The sequence below is a fragment of the Humisphaera borealis genome (assembly GCF_015169395.1).
GTDB classification, from domain to species: Bacteria; Planctomycetota; Phycisphaerae; order Tepidisphaerales; family Tepidisphaeraceae; genus Humisphaera; species Humisphaera borealis.
In genome coordinates, this window is the sequence record NZ_CP063458.1 from 869,827 (window position 1) to 885,714 (window position 15,888).

Below are 15,888 nucleotides of genomic sequence, written 5' to 3' on the forward strand. Positions count from 1 at the left end.
GGTGGTTGGTCGCCTGAGCGTAGCATCCTCTTTCAGGCCGGTGGAATGAGGGGCGGCGTTTCAGGACTTTCTTTCTGGTCGCGCAGTTGCGCAACTTGCCGTGGCAACCACTTGCGGGCCACCAGCGCCGCCAGAAGGGGAATCATACCGGAGAGGATGATCGCCGGTGCAAAGGCGTTGTGGTTTCGAAAGTACGCGCCGGCGGCCGCGTAGGTGGCCGACACCAGGATGTTGCTCACCAGCACCGGCGGTAGAAATCGCCGCCAGGTCAGGCCGGTGGTTCCGACCACCAGTACGCACGCCTCGGCGAGGATCGGCAGTGGCCGTGTCACCACCAGTGCCACGGGCCCGTACCTGCCCACGAGTAGCGCGGTGCGTTCGCGGTCGCCGGCGTCGCTGCGGCGACTGACGAAGCGGTCCCCGAGCAGGCGTGAAAGCCCGAAGCCGAGCACCGCTCCCAGCGTCATCCCGAGTGTCGAGGCGGCGGTCGCGCCGGCAAGGCCGAGCACACCGCCACCCCAGGTCGTCACCGCGCTGGAAGGGATCGGCAAAAGGATATCGCCGGCGAGAAGTCCGACGATCACGCCGAACCGGGCTTCAGGCGAGAGCGACGCACCGGTCATCCAGCTTTCCACCCGGTCTTCAAAAGCCAGCCCGAGCAATAACAGGGGAAAGATCGGTACCGCGACCATCGCCAGAGAAATCAGGACCAGCCGACGCAACGGTCGGCTGTCGGGCGAAGGTGTGGTGGCAGGGTCGGCGGTGGTCACGAGCGTGCCGGTGAGGATAGATCAGCCGGCCCGGCTCTGTCGAATCCGGCGGGGCTGCGGGAAGGGGTTCTGGCGAGGGATTCGGGTTGGCGCAAAAAAAGGGCCGGGCGTGGGGGGCCGCCCGGCCGTGGGTCCGCCGGCGGGATGGGGAGGGTCTCCGCCGGCGTTGGGGGTCATCGTTGAAACAACCAACTGCTCGAGCATTCTATTCACCCCACAGCCAACTTTTCCAGATGCGACTTTCCCTACTTCCGCCTACTTTTCCGCACGAGTCCGCAACCCGGCGTGCGACGGTCAGACCAATCGAACCACAAATTCGCCCCGGTCTACCAGATCGGTGACATCGTCGAGGTCTTTCAGCTTCAAAGCAACGCCATTGACGGACCCCTTGATCGACTTGGCCACATCGGCCGCGAGCCCGAAAACCGGTGCGCCGGCAACCGATACGACATCGCCGATTACCGCTTTCCTGATAACAGGCGCGGCGATCAAAGAGCGGCCGAAGGCACCGCCGGCCTTGCTTCGAACAACAACCGACTTCAGCACGGCGGACAATGACGCGAAATCGTCCGGGGCATCCGGAAGATCGTTCACGGCGCTAACCACCCCGGCGAAAATCCGCACGTCACCGAATGTGTCCGCAGAGATCGAATCGATATTGCCCGTCGATCGCACGTCGCCGTCCAACCTGCCGGCGACCTTGATCTTCCCGACGAAACCGGCGTTGATTGACGCCGCGAAACCCGCCGACGAAGAGGCACTGATCACCGACGGCGCTGCGATGACATCGTCGCCGGCGGTATCGTTCCAAGCAGCCACCTTGAGCGATTTGATCGGTGAAGCGGAGGTGATGGAACTGTCGGTCACCACGCCGGCGGTGAGGCTCAGCGCTGCCGCTGAGCCCGCAACCGTCACGTCGGCTCCGGAGATGTTGGCGAACTGCAGTACGCGTACGGTGCCGGAGATCGACAGGTCGCCGTTGAGATTGACTTCCTTGCCGGCGAGCGATTTCAGCGAACCGGCGACCGAGATCTGCCCCACGCTGGTGGCTCCACGAATGGTCACGAGCGTGCCGTCGGTGGTGTTTTCCAGCAGAATCCTGCTGGCGTCGATGTTGCCGCTGTTGTCGAAGAAGACCGTGCCGCTGCCGGAGCCGGTCAGGGTGATGGAGACCGGCGTGCCGTCGGAATCGGTGTAGACCGCCTTGTTGTCGGGGCCGAAGACCACGAATCGCTCGCCGGCGGTCACGTTCAGCGTATAGCCGCCGGTATCACCTTCGCCGGCGCCGGTACCGGTGACGGGGTCGTACGCATCGGCATCGGGGCCGGCGCCGCTCACACCGACCAGGTACGACTGGCCGCCGGTCAGGTTCACGACGATCTCGCTGCCCCCGGTGTTCCCGCCGCCGTTGTCGTCCTTGGCCAGCTGCGTGCCGGCAGAGTTAAAGACGCGGAGGAAGGTGTCTGCGCCGAAGGCGTCGTCCGGGCCGGCGGTGAACGTGAACTCGCCGGTGAAGGGGGCCGTGAAATGGTACAGGTCAACGTCGCTGGCACCCTTGGCAAATCCGCTGTCGTCACCCAGCGTTCCGGACAGCGCCTGGTCCAGGAACAGCCGACCGACGCCCCCATCCGACGCCGAGTCGTCCGAGAGATTCGCCCCGACCGATTCCGAAAGGACCGATGCGCTGAAGGAATACTCGCCTGTGTCACCAGACCCGCCGGACCCGAGCAGGAAGGGGTCGAAGTTGTCGTTGCCCGCGCCCGAGACGGCCAGGTAGTAGTCGGTGTCGGCCGAGATCTCGTAATACAGCAGCGGGTCTGCGCCGTCGGGTCCGTTGTCGTTCAGTGCGAGCAGGTTCCCGCTGGAATCGAAGAGCCGCACCACCGCATCGACGGGATCGGTGATGCTGCCGCCGTTGGCGTTGGAGTCGATATCGATCTTCAGGATGCCGGCGGTCGGGGAATTGAGCTTGATGAAATCCACGTCGCGGTCGCCGACACTGACCAGGCCGGCGGTCGTGCCGTCCGAACCGATCTCACCGGGATTGGCGACGAGCGGAAGCGAAGTCGTGACGACGGCCTGCGGGATGGCGCCGTTGGCATCGCCGTTGCGGAAACTGACGAACAGGCTGTAGCCGCCGGTGCTGCCGGTGGAGATTCGGTCGTCGAGGTTGGTCGGTGAGAAGGCCCGGTTCTCGAAGTTGGCAACCGCGATGTAGTACGTCGTCCCCTTGGTGACCGCACCGCCGATGAAACTGTCGGTCTTGTGGCCCTGTGCCGCACCGGACCCGTCCACGACGTTGATCAGGCCGGACCGAAACTCGATCTGCTGGCCGCTGATGTCCTCGGCCAGGTCGTCGTCGCTGAACGACTTCTGGTTACCGTCCTCGTCGAAGACGCGGACGTAAGTATCGGGATACGAAGAGCCGTTGGTGTCAATGTCGACAAGCAGCGTGCCGTCATCGGGGACGGTGACGCGGTAGAAGTCCACGTCCGATGCGCCGACGCTCTTGCCGGGGTCCTGGCCGATGTTGGCGGTGATCGCCTGGGCACCGGTTCCGACGCTGATGTCGGTCGCGCCGTCGATGACGCCATCGGCATCGGCGGTGTCGAGCGAGAATGCGATCGCGTAAGTGCCGGTCGCACCATCGGGGCCGCTGCCGGGGATGTTCGGGTTGTAGACCGAGTTGGGGGCGCTGCTGAGGCCGACGTAATACGTGCCGGACTGAAGCGACACGACGCGGGAGAAGCCGCTGTTGCCGCCGGCCGTCGAGAGATCGACAGGCGTGCCGGCGGCGCTGAAGACGCGGAGCACCGCCTGAAAGGTCGAGGTATCGACATCGATCTTCAGCTCGCCGGGCGACGTGACGCTGATGCGGTAGAGATCGACGTCGTCGCCGCCGACGCTGGTCGATCCGTCCGAACCGATGTTGCTTTCGATCGCCGCCGACGGCGAGTCGTCCAGTTCCGGGCCATTTACCGCACCGGCAATCGTGCCGTTGGGATCGACCTCGCCGGTGTTGACGCCGCCGGTGAACAGGTTGCGGACTGCCCTGACCGCGCTGTAGGCGTTGACGCGCTGGTAGGTCGCACCGGTCGTCTTGACGGACGTGTTTTCGTCGTCGCCGTCCACGATCGTGTCGGCGGTCTGGCGGATGATGGACTGGATCTCGGCCGTCGAGAGCCTGCGTCCGCCGAACTGGACGGCGGCTTCCTGCATCAGTGCGACCACGCCAGTGACCATCGGGGCCGCCATGCTCGTACCGGCCAGGTCTTGCGTTTTTCCGCCGGGAACGGTGCTGGTGATGTACGCGCCGGGCGCGAAGATCTGGTTGCCGGTGTTGGGGCGCTGGCTGAAGTAGGTGAGCCGGTCGGCGTCGGTGGTGAAGTCGGTACCGCCGGCACCGGCGCGGCGGCCTTCGTTGGTTTCGTAGACCGCGCCGACGTCGAGCGTGGAGAAGACGGCGGGGGAGGCCGATCCCTGTTTTTCCAGGTCGGCGTACGAGTTGCCGGCCGCCGAGACCACGGTAATGCCCGCGCCCTCCAGTCGTTTAACGTCGTCGTAAAGAATGTTGTCGTTTGCCGCCGCCGCAGACACGTAATTCCCGCTGCCCAGCGACATGTTCACGGCGACAATGTTGTACTTGACGGCGTTGTCGTAGACCCATTTAAGGGCCTTCTCGATGTCGGCGTCATACGCCTGCACGCCGCCGTTTCGGCTCTCGGTGAACACCTGGATGCCGATCAGGCCGACACCGGTCGCGACGCCGATGTTGTCATTGCGAGCGCCGACGATGCCGGCGACATGGGTGCCGTGCTCGTCGGTCAGCCTTTCGGTGGTCCCGCCGTAGACGATGTCCTTTTCAGTGATCTTGGCGGCCGACAGTAGCGGGTGGGTGAAGTCAACACCGGTGTCGATGACCGCGACCGTGACGCCCGAACCGTCGATCCCGGCAAAGACCGGATCGGCACGGAGGGCGTTCACCCCGATCAGATCGAGCGCCGCCGAGAACAGGCAGCGGGGCTCAAGAGGGTGGAAGTCGAATTCGAATCGATTCATGGGTCGGCGATGCTGCCGGGACTTCGGGATGCTGGAGTCGAACATTGAACATCGAACATCGAACAACGAACGCCCGAGGAAATACGTCAATACATTCCAACTCGGCGTTCGAGATTCCCACGCGGCGACTGCGCCAGGCGAGCGGCCGGCGCGAACCAGATGGCGTGCGATCACCGCACTGACCACCCGATCCACCGCCGATACCATCCTCGCTGCAAACGCCATCGTGCTCCTTGACCTTCCGTGAGTATATGAAAGCGGGCAAGCCGCCGTGCACGCTTTCTCGCAGGATGAAAGCGTACACAAACGTGCTTGCCCGCAAAGTCCGATTGCCTTCCCCAGTCTCCCAGGGGAAAGGCCGAGCTTACGAGGTGACCAACGCAATCAGCTCGTTAAGCCGCCTGGCGAATGCCGCCGGGTCTTCGATCTTTGACCCTTCGGCGACAACGGCCTGGTCGTAAAGCAGCCGGCCGATCGATTCGATACGGGCGTCACCGGCATTGCGCTCGTGAAGCGACTGCAGCTTGGCAACCACCGGATGGGCCGGGTTCAGCTCGAGGACCCGCTTGCTCGGCGGGATCTCGCCGCCGCGACCCATACGGGCCATCAGCCGTTCCATCTGCGGCGACATGGCACCTTCTTCGGCCACGAGCACCGCGGCGCTCTCCTTCAGTCGCCGGGTCAGCCGCACGTCCGCGACCGCGTCGCCCAGCTTTTCCTTGATCACACCGACCAGGGGCTTGAGCGCCTCGGCCTGCTTCTTCTGGTCGTCGGTTTCTTCGTCTTTGACCTCGCCGCGATCGGCCGCCTTCAGTTGCTTATCCTTGTAGGTGCTGAGCGACTGGATCAGGTATTCATCAATCGGCTCGGTCAGCAACAAAACTTCTTCGTTCCGTGCCTTGAAAGCCTCAAGGTACGGCGAGTTTTCCAGAAGCTGCCGCGACTCGCCAACGAGATAGAAGATCTCCTTCTGTTCGGCTTTCATCGCCGCGACGTACTTGTCCAACGTCGTGTACTCGCCGGCCTTCGTCGCCGTCGATTGAAACAGAAGCAGGTCGGCAAGGCGTTCCTTGTCTTTGGTCGACCATTCGGTGGCCGTCCCTTCCTTCAAGTAGACCCCGAACTCGTCGAAAAACTTCCGGTACGCGTCGAAGTCCGACGACTTCATGTCTTCGAGGGTTTTCAGTACCCGGTTGGCCAGATTGCTCTTGACCTTTGCCAGTACCGGGTTGTGCTGCAGGGTCTCCCGGCTGACGTTCAGGGGCAGGTCGGCACAATCCACAACCCCTTTCACGAACCGCAGATACGGCGGGGCGACTTCTTCCGACTCGTGCTGGATCAGCACCCGCCGCACGTAAAGGTCGATGCTGCTCTTTTTCTCCGGACCGGCCATGAAGTCCATCCCCTTCTTGCTTGGGATAAACAGCAGGGCCCGGAACTCGACGGCACCCCCTTCGGCCGAGATGTGGATCGTCTTGGCGGGGTCCTCAAAGTCGTGGCTGATCTGCTTGTAGAACGCGTTGTAATCCTCGGCCTTCACCTCGTGCTTCGGCCGAAGCCAGATCGCCTGGCGACTGTTGAGAACCTCGTCGGTGGTCTCGGTCTTGCCATCCTTCTCGGTCACCTTCGCCTGGACGATGGGGTGCTCGATGTAGTCGGAGTACCGCTTGACGATCTCCCGCAGCTTCCAGGGGGATAGGAACTCAGAAGCGTCTTCGCGAAGGTGCAGGGTGACATCGGTCCCCCGTCCCTCAGGCCGCTCGGCCGGCGACACGCTGAACTCGCCTTGCCCGTCGCTCTCCCACTTAGCCGCTTCGCCACCGCCAGCGGGCCGGCTGATAACGGTCACTCGGTCGGCGACCATGAACGAGGCGTAAAACCCGACGCCGAACTGCCCGATCAGCTCCGGGCGTTCCTTTGCCTCGGCCTTCTGCAGGTTCTGCAGGAACGCCTTGGTACCGCTCTTGGCGATCGTTCCAAGGTTCTCGACGATCTGCTCGCGCGACATGCCGATGCCGTTGTCGCGAATGGTAAGCGTCTTGGCCTTCTCGTCGGGAATCAGGCGGATCTTCCAGTCGGTGTCGCCTTCCAGGATGCCCGGATTGGTCAGGCCCTCGAAGCGAACCTTGTCGATCGCGTCGGCGGCGTTCGACACCAGTTCCCGGAGGAAGATTTCCTTCTTCGTATAAAGCGAGTGAATAATCAGGTCCAGAAGCTGCTTCAGTTCGGTCTTGAACTGCATCGTCTGCGGGGCTTCGAGGTCGGCGGCTGCGGTCATGATGGAAACTCCTTGTAGGATCCGGAAACAGACTGAACCGACACCGCCTACAAAAGTCGTGCCTTTTTAGAGTTGTCTGTAAACGGTTTTCAGAATTGGACTTACATCCTCGGCAGTCGGCCGGTCGTCTGCCGAATTGGCAGTGATGCGTCTTCTGCCTCACGTGATCGGCCACCACGCGAAAGGCTGGAGGGTCCGCCTTGGCGGACGCGATCCCTTGCGGGCGGCGTCGACCAGATGTGATCGGCCACCATGAGAACAAGGCAGGCCGGCGATCAGCGCCGGCCTGCCTTGGGTTTTTCGATCTGCTGTCGCTGTTTGCGTAAGCGTCTAGACGCCGCGGGCGACGCGACGTCGAGCCAGCAAGCCGGCGGCGGCGAACAATGCCAGCCCGGCGACGGTGGGTTCCGGCACGGCCGTTGCCGCGAGGGAGGTGACCGAGCCGGCTCCAGCGCCGATGGTGCCCTTGGACGTCAGTCCGCCGGTGGCGAGATTGACGGAATAGAACGCGTTCCCGTCGGAGAGATAACTCACGCCGTTCTGAGCAATGTCGAACCCGACATTGCTGCCGACGGCGAAGTTCAGCGGTCCGACCGCGGCGATGGTATTGAAGGCGGGGCCGACCGAATGAATGATCAACTGGTCGGCGTTGGTATCGATGCTGTAAAGGGTGGTGTTGGCCGCCGGGACGCCGTCGAAGTTGTTCGTGTAAGCGCTGCCGACAAGTACCGCGCCGGCAACGCCGGTGAAATTGCCGTCGGCGGTGACGTCGCCGGGCGAACCGGTCTGAGGCGCGGTGATCGCCGTCGCGTCAGGGACCATGCGGAAGTTCTGGGTCGCGCCGGTGCCGAAGATGCGCATGCGGTCGGCGGCGGGGTTGAAGTCCATCCGATTGATGACGATGCCGTTGAAAGCCGTCGAAGGATTCGGCGATGCCGCGAGCACCGCCGCACCCGTTGCCGGGTTGATCGTGTAAACCACGCCGGCGGCGGTGATGCCGTAGAGCTTGCCGTTGGCCGGCGAGAAGTCGATATCGACAAAGCCACTTTGCGAGAGGTTCACCGGTGCCGACACCGTACCCGGGCTTTCGGAGTCGAAGGACGCAATCTGGTTTGCGGAGTTAAGTGCGTAAATCTGCGCCGCCGACGCCGATCCTGCCGTCGTCAGCATCGCCAGTACCGCAACCCCTGCCGTCGAATGAATCCGGTGCATGAACCTCTCCTGATACGGACGTTCCCCTGACCTCGGTCCAGAATCGGATCGAGTCAGTACGCCTTACGGAGCGGGATGCGGATCGGATTTCCCAAGTTCGGAATTCTCGAATCCGAGCGTTTTCTTCATCTTCGCGACTTCAATGTCCGCCAGGCGGGTAGGCTCAGGGATGCGATACCGCGTGCAGCATGCCAACAGCACCTGACGGACCGATGCCAGGTCGACGCGGTGCCCGATGCTGGCGTAGATGGGCTTGGTTGCCGACCGCGTTCGCAGCACCAGCCCAATCTGTTCGCCGGCGTGCGTGAGCGGTGACGATGAGCCCGCTTCTATTCCAGGTTCTTCGTGTGTGCCAATCAGGCGGCTTTTGGCGCAGCCGATCGCGGGAACATCGAGCGAGACGCCGACGTGGGTCGCGAGCCCGCAGCGCCTGGGGTGGGCATAGCCCTGGCCGTCGAAGCACACCACACCGAAAGGGTGTGAAAGCCGCTGAATCGCCTCGGTGACGGCCGGCGCTTCTCGGAAGCTCAGAAATGTCGGGACGTAAGGGAACTCAAGCGGGCGAACGGACTGAGCCAGATCCACAACCTTCCGCTCTCGTCGGTCCCACACCAGCGCACAGGCGATCACACGTCCGCCGACTTCGTCGAAGCACGCATCTGCGCCGGCGACAAAGCGGGGAATCTCCGTCAGCGATTCGATCACCAGCCGTGCCCGCAATTCGGCCTGGCAAGCCTTCCACTGTTCGATCAGCCCCGGCGGCACCTTTCGCGGCTTTGAAGATGGTCCGGCTTCCAAATGATCCCTCGTCCTGCGCCGCGTGTAGCCGGCGAGCCCGCTCGCCGGTCCGGTGAATGCATAAAGTCCAAGTCTGACAAGCACTTTCGTGCGTCCGTCCGCACGCGATCATTGGCCGCACCGGGTCGGAATGTCCAGCGCGAATCGTCACTCGATATCGCCGGCACAATCTCGATAATGGCAGGACCAACTATGGACGCGCCCTATTCTCCCGTTGCAATCGCTCCCCTGACGCCGACGTTCGACCAGCCGCCGCCGGACGAATCCCGGCTGCAATGGAAGCTCGCCGGCGGCTGGCCCATGGTCATTGTCGCAACGCTGCTGTTCCTGGTCGCCGTCGGGCTGACGATCGGGGTCGCTTACATGCTCCACCGCGACCACCGATACAGCGCACAGGGGAAGACGGCGTTGGGCACCATCCTCAGCAAGCGCAGCAATACCACGACCAACAGCAAGGGCCGAAAAACCACCAGCTATTACGTGACCTACGCTTTTCAGGATCACCAGAATCTGCGCCGCCAGACCGAAGAAAAAGTTCCTTCCGATCTGTATTACGACACGACGCACGGCGAGCGTTGCCCCATCGAATACCTGCCGGACGACTCGACGCAGAACCGACTCAAACGCGACCGAAGCAACGCCGACAAATGGATCATGGGGTCGATCGCGGCGGTGCTGCTGGTCGTCAGCTATCTCATGTACTTCGGCAACCGCAAAGCCGCGCGACGAAGGACTGCCGTCGTCTTCCGAGGCCAGGCGCGACCGGGCCAGATCGTTCTGTCCGAACCTCAGGGCAAGGGGAAGAACCGGCGGTACGTCATCGGCTATCGCTACATCGACCTTGCCGGTGCCGAACAGGTGAGCAAGAACCTCACCGTTGCGGCGAAAGTCATGAACCAGTTCCCACGCGGTACGGTGATCACGGTTCTGATCGACCCCAATGACCCCGCCCGCCCCGAGCCCGACCTCTACGGGGTTCGGCCATTGCCGCAGATGTGAACGTCGGCCCAGCGACTCGCACGTCACAGCAGGGCATCGGCCATGCGGGCGATGTTCTGTATCAACCGCCGCCACGCCGGACGCCGGGCCCACTCGTCCGCGGCGAGTATCACGCTGCCGGCGAAATAGCGCTCCTGGATCACCCGCAGGCGACGGGTGACATCAATGTCATAGAAGATCGCCACCACCTCGGCATTCAGCTTGAACGATCGGATGTCCATGTTGCTCGTCCCGATGACGCAAATCCGGTCGTCGATCGACAGGTGCTTGGCGTGAAGGAAGCGTGGCCGATACCGATACACTTTTATCTTCGCGGCGAGTAGTTCGTCATAGAACGATTGCTGTGCGAACTCGGTGATCAGCTGGTTCGACTTTTCCGAAACGACCAGTCGCACGTCCACCCCGCGCAGCACGGCCGACTGCATCGCCTGAAGCAATGGTTCGTCGGGGATGAAGTACGGCGTGGCGATAACGACCCGCTCCTTGGCACCGTGCAGTAGGGCGACGATCAGTTCCTGCCCGTTCTCGTGCTGGTAACCAGGCCCGCTGGGAAGCAACTGCGCGGTGACGCCAGTCGGTTTGCCCTCGGCGGGGGCTTGTAGCATCGGCGGGGGGAGCAAGTCCGGCGTGAGGATCGAATCGGCGGTTTCGGCAAAGCGATCGGCCAGAAACACCGCCTGCAACTGCATCACCAGCGGGCCCGTAATACGCATCATCAGTTCTTCGTTCGGCCGACCGGGAACGAACTCGGGATCGACGATGTTCTGCGACCCGGTGTACCCGATCTGGCCGTCGATGACGGCAATCTTGCGGTGGTTGCGAAGGTCGAACCGCGCCGCGTTCTGGCGAAAAAAGCCGGTGGGCAACAGCGTGATGACTTCGACCCCACTCGAGCGAACCTCGGCCGCCATTCGCTTGAGGAATCCCTTGGACCCCACACCGTCAACCAGCAGGCGGGCGTTGACGCCGCGTTTGGCGGCGCGGATCAGGGCGTCGCAAACGCGTCGGCCGGTGCAATCGGGCGCGACAATGTAGAACAGCAGATGGGCGTGGTGAACGGCGGCGTCGATGTCGGCGATCAGGCGGTCGATCGCGCCTTCGTAGTCGTCCAGGAGCTCGACTTCATTGCCGGAGAAGGGTTCGAAGTCGCCGAGGTGGGCCGCCAGGCTCGATGCCTGGGCGAGATTGGCCGGCAGTTCGGGCGTGGCGACGTGGTGACGGCCGATACGCTTCTGAATCTCGATGATCTGCCGACTGGCCAACTCCCGGGCACGCCGACGCTTCTCGGGTAGATACGGCCGGCCGATAAGCATGTAAACGATCAGGCCCGGCCATGGGAGCAGAAAGATGATCAGCAGCCAGGTCCGCGCGGCCGCGGGCGTTCGCTTCTGCGGAACGTGGAGTAGCATGATCAGCCGAATGGTCCATTCGCTGATCAGGTAAAGTGTCGCAAGGTGGGTCAGAATGAGCACCTGCGGATGATATCGCTGAAGCGATCGGAGGGTAGTCGGTGCGATTGCCGGGAAACTTTCGCCATCGGCCGACGTCTAACGGGCAGACGCGGAGCTTGCCCTCAGATAGAAGAACGTCCAGTCAGTCCAGGAGAAACGAACATGCGTAAGGTTTTGGTCGCCGGAATTCTTGCGGCAGCGGTGGTGGGTGTCGGCTTCGTGGGGAGCGCGACCCTGTTCGCCCAAGCCAAGCCCGATACGACCAGGCCCGACGCGGCCAAGGCCGACGCACCTCAGGCCCAGGTGCCTGTGCGACAGGTCGTGCTTTACTCCTCGGGCGTCGGCTACTTCGAACACTTCGGCATGGTCAAAGGCAACGGGACGACCGAGCTGCGGTTCAAGACCCAGCAGATCAACGACATTCTCAAATCGCTGGTTCTGCAGGACATGGACAAGGGCAAGGTCGGGGTCATCACCTACCCCTCGCAGGACCCGATCTCCAAGACCCTCCGCAGCTTCCAGATCGACATCGCCAACAATCCCGGCGTGTTCGAACTGCTCGGCCAACTCCGCGGGGCACCGGTCAAAATCACGCTCGGCGGCGAAACCGTCACCGGCACCGTGCTGGGTGTGGAAAAGAAACCCCGCGCCGTCGGTGCCGACAAAGACGGCAAAGGCGGCCAGGTGATTAACTCGCCTTTCGTCAATCTCATCACCGACGCCGGCATCCGGAGCATTCCGCTGGACGATGTCCGGGCGTTCGAACTTCAGGACGCGAAGCTGAAGGACGAGCTCACCCGCGCGCTTGCGGCGCTGGCATCGGCCCGCGATCAGGACAAGAAGCCGGTGAACATCAGCTTCACCGGCGACGGTGAACGTCGGCTGCGCATCGGCTACGTCGTCGAGACGCCGGTCTGGAAGACGAGCTACCGCCTGCTGCTGTCCGACAAGCCGGCCGACGGGCCCAAGGTTCCCGCGCCCAAGGCGGGCGATCCTAAAGCCGGGGAAGGCGATGCCTTGCAGGGCTGGGCGATTGTCGAGAACCAGACAGACAATGACTGGAACGACGTCCAACTGAGCCTCGTCAGCGGTCGGCCGATTAGTTTCATCATGGACCTGTATCAGCCCCTGTATATTCCGCGGCCGATCGTGCAGCCGGAGCTGTATGCGAGCCTTCGCCCGCAAACCTACGACGGTGGAATTACAATTCGTAAGGAGTTCGACCGCTTCGCCGACGGAAAGCAGGACGAACAGCGCGCCAACCGGGCCCGCGAGCGAGAGTCGCTGCAAGAACTTCAACAGCAGTCCGGCCGCAATGCCGCCCCAGCCAAACCCGGCACGGCGGCAGGTGGCCTGGGTGGCGGAGGGGGCGGTGGGATGTTTGCCGGTGCCGCGGAAGCGATCGACCCAGGGGCCAGCGTCTCGTCGATTGCGTCGGCGGCGAAAGTCGGCGAGCTGTTCCAGTACACCGTCGGCAACGTCTCCCTTCCGCGCCAGACCAGCGCGATGATCCCCGTCGTCACTGACCCTGTCGAAGTCGAAAAGCTCTCGATCTACAACCTCACTGTTCTGCCCAAGAATCCACTCCTGGGCGCACGGCTCAAAAACACCACCGGCAAGCACCTGCTCCAGGGACCGATCACCGTCCTCGACGGCGGTTCTTACGCCGGCGACGCCCGCGTGGAAGACCTCCCGCCGGGCCAGGAACGGCTGATCAGCTACGGCGTCGATCAGCAGATCATCGTGCAGGCCGAGAACAACGCGAGCCACTCAACACTCACCACAGGTAGGATCGTCAAAGGCGTTCTGTTCCTGACGTTCAAGGACGTCGAGATGCAGGAGTACGTCGCCGACAACAAAGGCGACAAGGACAAGACACTTCTGATCGAGCACGCCCGTCTCGGCAGCGAGTGGAAGCTGGTCGAGCCGGCCAAAGCCGACGAAACCACGGACGACCTCTATCGCTTCAAAGGCAAAGTCGCCGCCGGCAAGGCGACCAAGCTCGTCGTCAAACAGGAACTGACGCGGGCCGAGCAACTCGAAGTCCTGCCGATGGACCCCGGCGACGTCCTGAACTACTCGAACACCGGCGAGATTCCGAAGGACGTCCGCGACGCCCTGACGAAGGCCGTGACGCTGAAGCAGGCGGTCGTCGAGACGCAGCGCAAGATCGGCGAAAAACAGGCCCAGATCACCCAGATCTCGCAGGAACAGACTCGGCTTCGCGACAACATGAAGACCGTCGCGCAGAACACCGAGTACTACAACCGCCTGCTCAAGAAGCTCGACGAGCAGGAGAGCCAGATTGAAGCCCTGCAGAAGGAGATCGGCGTGCTGCAGGTCGAAGCGGCCAAGCAGAACAAGGCCGTCGCCGATTACCTGGCGACGTTGAACGTCGGATGACCGGCTCGGGGACAAAACGCCTGCAACTCGCAACGACTCGCCCTGCCCGGTACGCTCGACGACGATGCTCAACGCTATCTTTCGACATGCAACAGAGCGAGCCCATGAGGCCTTTTTGCTGGCGTTGGCGTCGGTCCTCGGCCTGGCCGTCTGGGTCGACTGCCTGCGAGCGAGCTACGGCCAGCCCGTTCACCTGATTCTGCTGGGTTTGGCGGCCGGAGTCTGCCTCCTGCCGCCGATGAGAAGCCGCATCCAATCTGCTGCGGAGCGATTGCGTCACCCCCGTGCTTCGACCGCCTGGCTGACCGCGCTTGCTGTCGCAGTTTTTTCGGTCTTCTTCCTGTATTTCGGTGCGGTCGTGCAGGAGACGTGGTTCGTCCCACGAGTGGTTGACGAATCGAGCTACCTGATTCAGATGCGGATGCTGGCGACGGGGCGTCTGTGGGTCGAAGCGTATCCGCCGGAAATTCGCCCCTTTTTCGACTCCTTCAACATCCTGGTCGCTCCCGTTTACGGTTCGATGTATTTCCCCGGCACCTCACTTCTCTACGTTCCGGCGATATGGCTGGGCTTGCCATACTGGTTGCTTCCACTGCTCGTGTCCGGAGCGTGCGTCGGGTTGCTGTACCGACTGACGACCGAACTTGTGGGCGGCATCTACGGCTTTGTGGCGGCGGTGATGTTGCTAGGCCTAACGAAGTTCCGCTGCCTCTCCGTTATGCTCTTTTCGCAAACCCCGATGCTGCTCTTCGCGCTGCTCATGATGCTTCTATACATGCAGTGGCGAAAGAGGCGTAAATGGAGATGGGCTCTGGCGACCGGCGTACTTGCAGGATGGGCCGGGATCACCAGGCCCGCGGATGCCCTTTGCTATGCCATACCCATCGGTGTGGCGATGATGCTCGATCTGGCCGCGGCAAACGCCTCGTTCGGCACATACGCAAAACAGGCGGTGGCACTCCTGCTCGGGGGATTGCCGTTCCTGGCGTTACAGGGGTTCCAGAACCACGGCATGACTGGCCAATGGTGGGAGTTTCCGGAGGCGCGTTACGCCGACGAGACCTATCCCGCTCCCATGCTCGGCTTCCATCGTATAGACCCGGCCAAGGTACCAAAGCCGCCGTTGCTTCAGAAGCGCGTGCTCAATGAGCAGATGGTCGTTTCACTATACGAAAGACACACGCCATCGAAACTGTTCCAGACCTGGTGGACGGATCGGCTCGCGGCACTACTGTCCTTTGGCCTGCCACATCCATTTTTCGCAGTCCTGCTGCCAATTGGAGTCGCCGCGACGCTACCCTTTCGCGCCAACGGCGAGCGACGAGTTCGTATCACGCTCCTTGTGTCGGTTCTGTTCTTCGTGGGGTTCTATGCGTTCTATGTGTTTTTTATCCCACACTACATGATCGTTGTCGCGCCCGGCCTGATCCTCCTCTCCATCTTTGGTGTAGAGCGGCTGACCTGCAAGTACACCCCGACCCTTTGCCAGGCTGTTCCTGCCTTTGCGATGATCGCCTTGTCCTGCGGTTCCTTTCCGTGCATCAACCCCACTGTTCGCGACCCTGAGATTTTCGGTCCCGGATACTTTCACGGGGAATTGCCGGTTATCGCCGTCGATCTGGCGGAATTGGAATCACAACTGCAAGCCGCCGATCGAAAAGCCTTGGTCTTATTCCGATACACGCCACAATCGAGTGCTCCGGATGAAGAGCCTGTCTACAACACATCTGTCATATTTCCGCACGACTCGCGGGTGATCCGCGCTCACGACCTGGGGCCTCAGAACGTGGCGCTTTTCCGTTATTTCCTCTCCGTCCGAAACGAGCCGAATCGCGAAGTCTACCTCTACGACCGGGCGACGCTCGGGCTGCAGAAGCTGGGGACCGTCCATCAGCTTGCCGGCCATTGATGGATGCTG

General features: G+C 62.5%; 9 protein-coding genes. 3 read left to right on the forward strand and 6 right to left on the reverse strand.

From position 1 onward, the window contains the following. Nucleotides 1-32: 32 nt before the first annotated feature. The 5 genes from IPV69_RS03310 to IPV69_RS03330 form a co-directional block, all read right to left on the reverse strand. Nucleotides 33-770 (reverse strand): DedA family protein, encoded by a 738-nt coding sequence (locus tag IPV69_RS03310; RefSeq protein WP_206293488.1) that lies wholly within the window; start codon nucleotides 768-770, stop codon nucleotides 33-35. A 294-nt stretch (nucleotides 771-1,064) separates the two neighbouring features. Beyond that, nucleotides 1,065-4,829, reverse strand: a complete 3,765-nt coding sequence (locus IPV69_RS03315; RefSeq protein WP_206293489.1) for a S8 family serine peptidase — start codon at nucleotides 4,827-4,829, stop codon at nucleotides 1,065-1,067. A gap of 364 nt (nucleotides 4,830-5,193) precedes the next feature. Next, on the reverse strand, nucleotides 5,194-7,107 hold the full coding sequence (htpG, locus tag IPV69_RS03320; RefSeq protein WP_206293490.1) for a molecular chaperone HtpG: 1,914 nt from the start codon (nucleotides 7,105-7,107) through the stop codon (nucleotides 5,194-5,196). Nucleotides 7,108-7,437: 330 nt separating this feature from the next. Beyond that, on the reverse strand, nucleotides 7,438-8,319 hold the full coding sequence (locus IPV69_RS03325; protein WP_206293491.1) for a DUF4394 domain-containing protein: 882 nt from the start codon (nucleotides 8,317-8,319) through the stop codon (nucleotides 7,438-7,440). Nucleotides 8,320-8,382: 63 nt separating this feature from the next. After that, nucleotides 8,383-9,117, reverse strand: a complete 735-nt coding sequence (locus tag IPV69_RS03330) for an endonuclease V (protein ID WP_206293492.1) — start codon at nucleotides 9,115-9,117, stop codon at nucleotides 8,383-8,385. Between the two features lie 192 nt (nucleotides 9,118-9,309). On the opposite strand from IPV69_RS03330, the gene IPV69_RS03335 reads away from it, so the two are divergent. After that, nucleotides 9,310-10,116: a DUF3592 domain-containing protein gene (locus IPV69_RS03335; protein ID WP_206293493.1), complete on the forward strand. Its 807-nt coding sequence runs from the start codon at nucleotides 9,310-9,312 to the stop codon at nucleotides 10,114-10,116. 23 nt (nucleotides 10,117-10,139) lie between these two features. Here the strand turns inward: IPV69_RS03335 and cls are convergent, their stop codons facing one another. Continuing rightward, complete coding sequence (gene cls, locus IPV69_RS03340; protein ID WP_206293494.1) at nucleotides 10,140-11,588, reverse strand: cardiolipin synthase; 1,449 nt, start codon at nucleotides 11,586-11,588, stop codon at nucleotides 10,140-10,142. 141 nt (nucleotides 11,589-11,729) lie between these two features. Between cls and IPV69_RS03345 the strand changes: the two genes are divergently transcribed. Together IPV69_RS03345 and IPV69_RS03350 are read left to right on the forward strand one after the other, a co-directional pair. After that, nucleotides 11,730-13,970 carry a hypothetical protein gene (locus IPV69_RS03345; protein ID WP_206293495.1) on the forward strand — a complete coding sequence of 747 codons (2,241 nt, stop codon included), beginning with the start codon at nucleotides 11,730-11,732 and terminating at the stop codon, nucleotides 13,968-13,970. A 64-nt stretch (nucleotides 13,971-14,034) separates the two neighbouring features. Continuing rightward, on the forward strand, nucleotides 14,035-15,879 hold the full coding sequence (locus tag IPV69_RS03350) for a glycosyltransferase family 39 protein (protein WP_206293496.1): 1,845 nt from the start codon (nucleotides 14,035-14,037) through the stop codon (nucleotides 15,877-15,879). The last annotated feature ends 9 nt before the right edge of the window (nucleotides 15,880-15,888 follow it).